General features: G+C 70.5%; 4 protein-coding genes. 1 reads left to right on the top strand and 3 read right to left on the bottom strand.

Features of this window, described 5'->3' with window-relative positions; genetic code table 11:
• The first annotated feature begins 172 nt into the window (after positions 1 to 172).
• Positions 173 to 1774 (top strand): S28 family serine protease, encoded by a 1602-nt coding sequence (locus tag D7V97_RS39885; protein ID WP_120615804.1) that lies wholly within the window; start codon positions 173 to 175, stop codon positions 1772 to 1774.
• Positions 1775 to 1797: 23 nt separating this feature from the next.
• Here the strand turns inward: D7V97_RS39885 and D7V97_RS39880 are convergent, their stop codons facing one another.
• From D7V97_RS39880 to D7V97_RS39870, 3 genes are all read right to left on the bottom strand, one after another.
• Entirely contained in the window at positions 1798 to 2418 is a 621-nt protein-coding gene (locus D7V97_RS39880) for a glutathione S-transferase family protein (protein ID WP_120615803.1), read from the bottom strand.
• Between the two features lie 55 nt (positions 2419 to 2473).
• The gene (locus D7V97_RS39875; RefSeq protein WP_233583535.1) at positions 2474 to 4192 is read right to left on the bottom strand and encodes a lamin tail domain-containing protein; all 1719 of its coding nucleotides are present in this window, start codon (positions 4190 to 4192) and stop codon (positions 2474 to 2476) included.
• A 178-nt stretch (positions 4193 to 4370) separates the two neighbouring features.
• Positions 4371 to 4841, bottom strand: coding sequence for a YqaA family protein (locus D7V97_RS39870; RefSeq protein ID WP_120615805.1), 471 nt, complete (start codon positions 4839 to 4841; stop codon positions 4371 to 4373).
• Positions 4842 to 5000: the final 159 nt, after the last annotated feature.

Raw genomic sequence — 5000 nt, 5'->3', positions numbered from 1 at the left:
GGAGGGCGGCCAGCAGCAGGGGCTTCATGGAGGCTCCAGGGAGACGTGACGGGACGTGGCTATCGCGCGCGCGGGGTGGACTCAAGCCGCGCGCGGTCGCAAGCCCTCCCGCCGGACAGAGCGCACCGCCGGGGACGTGGCCTAGACTGCGCGCCCTTCCCTGGGAGACCCCATGGCCCGCGCGGCTCGCTTCCCCCACCTGTTGCTGCTCCTCCCCCTCCTCGCGCTGGCAGGCCCGGTGGCCTGTGGCGATGATCCGGACACGACGCCCGACAGCGGCACGCAGGGCGTGGACGCGGGCACCGGGGACTCAGGCACCGGGGACGCGGGCACCGGGGACTCGGGCACGGGCACGGAGGACGCGGGCACGGACGGCGGCGTGGCGTGCACCCCGAGCGGCTGGGACGCGGGGACGGCGGACACGGGCGTCATCACCGACACGTCGCTGGACATCCTGGTGCGGCTGCGCGCCATCCCCGGGCTCAGCGTGCAGGAGAACCCCAACGGGGCGAGGGTTCCGGCGGGCTACCGCTTCTTCATCATGACGTTCAACCAGCCTTCGGACCACGCGCATCCGGAGTGCCAGCGCTTCGAGCAGCGCGTGACGCTGCTGCACGCGGCGGACACGAAGCCCCTGGTGCTCTCCACGGGCGGCTACAACGTCTCCGTCGCTCCCAGTCGTTCGGAGCTCACGCAGCTGCTCTCCGCGAACCAGCTGTCGGTGGAGCACCGCTTCTTCCCGCCCAGCATCCCGTCTCCGGCGGACTGGAGCCACCTCACCGTCCGCCAGTCCGCGGATGACTTCCACCGCCTCACCCAGGCGCTCAAGCTGCTCTACACCGGCAAGTGGGTGTCCACGGGCGCCAGCAAGGGCGGCGAGACGGTGGTGTTCTTCCGCCGCTACTACCCGGACGACGTGGACGCCACCGTGGCGTACGTGGCGCCCATCGCGCGCCGCGACGACGACCGCTTCCCGGCCTTCCAGGCGGTGGTCGGCGGCGACGCGCAGGCGGCCTGCCGCGAGCGGCTGTGGGCCTTCCAGCGCGAGGTGCTCACGCGCCGGGAGAAGATGCTGGAGCGGTACCGCACCTACGCCGCGGAGCAGCAGCTGACGTTCACGCGGCTCGGCTTCGAGCGGGCGCTGGAGCACGCGGTCATCGAGACCTACTTCGCCTTCTGGCAGTACGACGTCCCGTCGCGCTGCTCCACGAACATCCCCGACCCCACCGCCACGGATGAAGCGCTCTTCGCCGCGATGGACTACGAGGTGGGGTTGGACAGCTTCTCCGACAAGGGCATCGCGGGCTACGACGCCTACTACTACCAGGCGGCACTGGAGCTGGGCTGGCCCCAGCCGTACGAGGCGCACCTGGGCGCGCTCATCCAGCACCCGGGCACCGACACCGGCGACGTGTACTCGCCGCCCGGCATCCCGTTCGTCTTCCGGCCGGAGGCCATGCCGGACATCCAGGACTGGGTCTCCGTCCACGGCGAGCGCCTGATGTTCATCTACGGCAGTCTGGATCCGTGGACGTCGGCGGCCTACGTCCTGGGCAACGCGCAGGACTCGTTCTTCTACACGGTGGAGGGCGGCAACCACGGCTCCCGCATCAGCCAGCTCCCCGCGGAAGCGCAGGCCGCGGCGAAGGCGAACCTCAACCGCTGGATGGGCATCGCCCCGCTGAAGCGCGCGCCCAAGGTGTCACTCGCGGAGGAGCCGCCCACCTTCGCGCCGCACCTGCCGCCGCGGCTGCGCTCGGGCCTCCACCGCTGAGCAGGCACTGAGAGGCGTTTCGTTCAGCGGCCCAGGGCGTACGGGCCGCCCTTCTCCACGGCGCGCTGGTACGCGGGGCGCGCGTGCAGGCGGTCGAGGTAAGCCGTCAGGTGCGGGTACTCGCCGAGCAGCCGGAACGCTCGCGCCGACTCCAGGACGAAGCTGTTCTGGATGTCCGCGCCCGTCAGCGTGGAGCCCACGAGGAACTCGCGGCCCTGGAGCGCGCCCTCCAGGTAGCCCAGGTGGTTCTTCAGCTCGGAGTCGATGCGGGGCCGCAGCGGCGCTCCGGCCTCGCCCAGCCGCTGCACGTAGAGCAGCTGCATGATGGGGAGCATCGCGGAGCCCTCCGCGAAGTGGAGCCAGTGCGTGTACGCGTCCTGGTCCTCGGGCGCGGGCGCGAGGCGTCCCTTCCCGTGGCGGCGGATGAGCGTCTCCACGATGGCCCCGGACTCGGCCAGCACGCGGCCGTCGTCCTCCACCACCGGCGACTTGCCCAGCGGGTGCACGGCCTTGAGCTCCGGAGGGGCCAGCCGCGTCTTCGGGTCGCGCTGGTACCGGACGATTTCGTAGTCGAGCCCCAGCTCCTCCAGGAGCCAGAGGATGCGCTGGGAGCGCGATTCGTTGAGGTGGTGGACCTTCAGCATGGGACAGGCTTACCGCAAGGGGGGCGCGATGGGGACGCCCCCCTTGCGGCCACGACTAGAACGCCAGGCCGCTGGCGCGCTCGCCGGGCGAGCTGCTCAGGCTGGACACCGACGTGTGCAGCACGAAGCTGCCGCTGACGCTCGCGTCCGGGCTGCGGTTGGCGGACACGCCGTCCGTGCCCGCGAGCGACGACGCGAAGGTGGCCGTGTCCACGGCCGTGCCCGACGCGTTCTTCAGCGTGACGGTGTCACCGCTGTTGGACAGCCCCAGCGTGCCCGTGGACGCGGCCACCGCGCCCGGGGTGCCGGACGGGATGCCCGCCGCGCCACCGAACACCACCACCGCCTTGCCCGCCGCCACGGTCGTGCCGCTGGCGAAGGTGTGGCGCACGCTCGCGCTGTCCGACACGGACCAGCCGCTCAGGTCCACCGCCGCGGTGCCGGTGTTGACCAGCTCCACGAACTCGCCGTTCACGTCCGAGCCCGACTCGTTCAGCAGCACCTCGTTGATGAACACCTGGCCGGTGCCGCCACCACCGCCGGTGGTGATGGTGAAGGCGCCGTTGCTCAGGTCGTTGACGGCCGTGTTGCTCGCGTCGCTCACCCGCACCCAGACGCTGCTGCTGGCGCTGGCGGGCACCGTCCACGCCACGCTGCCGGAGGACGCGCCCGTGCTCGTCGTCACCGACGACCAGGTGGAGCCGTTCAGCGAGTACTCCACCTTCACGTTGGAGATGCCGGACGACGTCCAGGTGATGGTGTGCGCGGAGCCACCCACCCAGCTCTCACCGCCGTTGGGCGAAAGCACCGTCACCGAGCTGGAGGTCGAGCCATCCCCCGGGATGAGGAAGTCCTTGATGACGCCCATGTGCTGCATGCCGGAGGCGCCGCTGTCGCCCGACAGCGCGGGAGAGATGTCCGACAGGGGCGAGTACACGCGCGTGTCCGCCACCAGCCCGTTGGCGAAGGTGCTGGAGCCGATGACGACCGACGTCTGGTAGGCGCGCAGGTCGCTGTCCACCAGCACGTGGTCATACGGCGAGCTGCGGCCCGCGTTGGTGTTGGTGTTGCCATTGCGGTCCGCCGGGTACGGCGACGCCGTGGACACCACCTGGGAGAAGGTGCTGAGGCAGGCCTCGCTGCGGCTGCCGGTGTTGAAGTCGCCGCCAATGACCAGGAAGTCCCCGGCTGGCACGTTGGTGTTGATGAACTTCACCAGGTTGGTGGCCTCCGTGTTGCGGACGGAGGTGCTGGTCGTCAGCAGGTGCACGCTCACCGCCCACAGGTCCTTGGGCCCCGGGATGTCGATGCGCGCCCACGAGAAGTCGCGGTTGGTCACCTGCGTGTCGTCCCACTCACCGGCCGCGATGATGGGGTAGCGGCTGATGATGCCATTGGGGATCTGCGCCCCCGCCTCGCGGTAGTAGGAGAAGCCCGTGCCGAACGCGGTGTTGACGAAGGTGCGGATGTCCGCCGCGGAGTCCGTCAGGTAATTGAACTCCTGAATCATCACGACGTCGGCGTCGGTGCCCTGGAAGATGCGGATGCCGTGGCCCGGATCATAGTCCTGGCCGGTGCCGCTGCTCAGGTTGGCCGCCATCAGGCGCAGCCGCACGTTGGCCAGCCCATCCTCCCGCGTGGCCACCTCGGGCGAGGTCGCGTCAGGCTCCGCGGAGTCCACCGCTCCCCCGCACGCGGCCAGCGCCGCGCACACCAACGTGAAGGACCACGTTCGCCAGGAACCGGCAGGCCGCCGGAAGAGGTCGAGTTTCAGGCTCACGATGTTTCATCCTGCTCCCAGAAGAACCAGGAGCTGTAGGGGGATTGGGACGTCACGGCAGCGCCGCGCACGCAGTATTCCGCGTACACGGCGCCCTGCGCGTTTATCCGTCACAATCGTCGAAACGTTGCGTGAACCCAAGGTCAAGCACCCCGGGTCATATTTCACATTGTTACATGGCCGCGGTGGTGGACAGCGCGACGAAGGCGTAGCGGATGCCCTTGCCCAGGGTGACGAAGAAGACGAACGGCACGGGGCGCACGCCCACGAAGCCGCCGGCGATGACGAACGCGTCCCCCAGGATGGGCAGCCAGGACATGAGGAGCGCGGGGGCGCCCCAGGTGCGCAGGTTCGCCTCGATGCGCGCCATGCGGGGGCCTTCCTTGGCCCGGCGCCGCGCGAACCAGCGCCCCACGGGCCCGCCACCGCCGCGCGACACCCACTGGCCCAGGATGTAGAGCGTCACCGCGCCCAGCACGTTGCCCACGGTGGCCACGACGGTGGCCGTCACGGGAGGGGTGCCATTGTAGATGAGCGCGGCGAGCATCGCCTCGGAGGGCACCGGCACCACGGAGCCCGCGAGCATCGCGACGAAGAACATCCCGGGCAGGCCCCAGGTGGACAGTGTGGACGGCTCGGGCACGGGCATGGGAGGTCCGGCCATACACCCGCGCCGGGTGCTGCGTCTCGTGCCCCGTGACGCACCCTGCCCGCTGCCTTGCCCTCCACCTTGCCCCCGGATTGCCCTCGGGGGCCAGGGGCTGTCCGTCCCCGGGGGTGGACGTGTGGGACGGGTTGTAGG

This window comes from Corallococcus sp. CA053C (assembly GCF_003611675.1).
Taxonomy (GTDB): domain Bacteria; phylum Myxococcota; class Myxococcia; order Myxococcales; family Myxococcaceae; genus Corallococcus.
This window is presented reverse-complemented; position numbering and strand designations above follow the sequence as displayed.

Bases quoted from the DNA above. Each gene is read 5' to 3' on its own strand.
- D7V97_RS39885 (WP_120615804.1), top strand. From the start codon at position 173: ATGGCCCGCGCGGCTCGCTTCCCCCACCTGTTGCTGCTCCTCCCCCTC.
- D7V97_RS39880 (WP_120615803.1), bottom strand. From the start codon at position 2,418: ATGCTGAAGGTCCACCACCTCAACGAATCGCGCTCCCAGCGCATCCTC.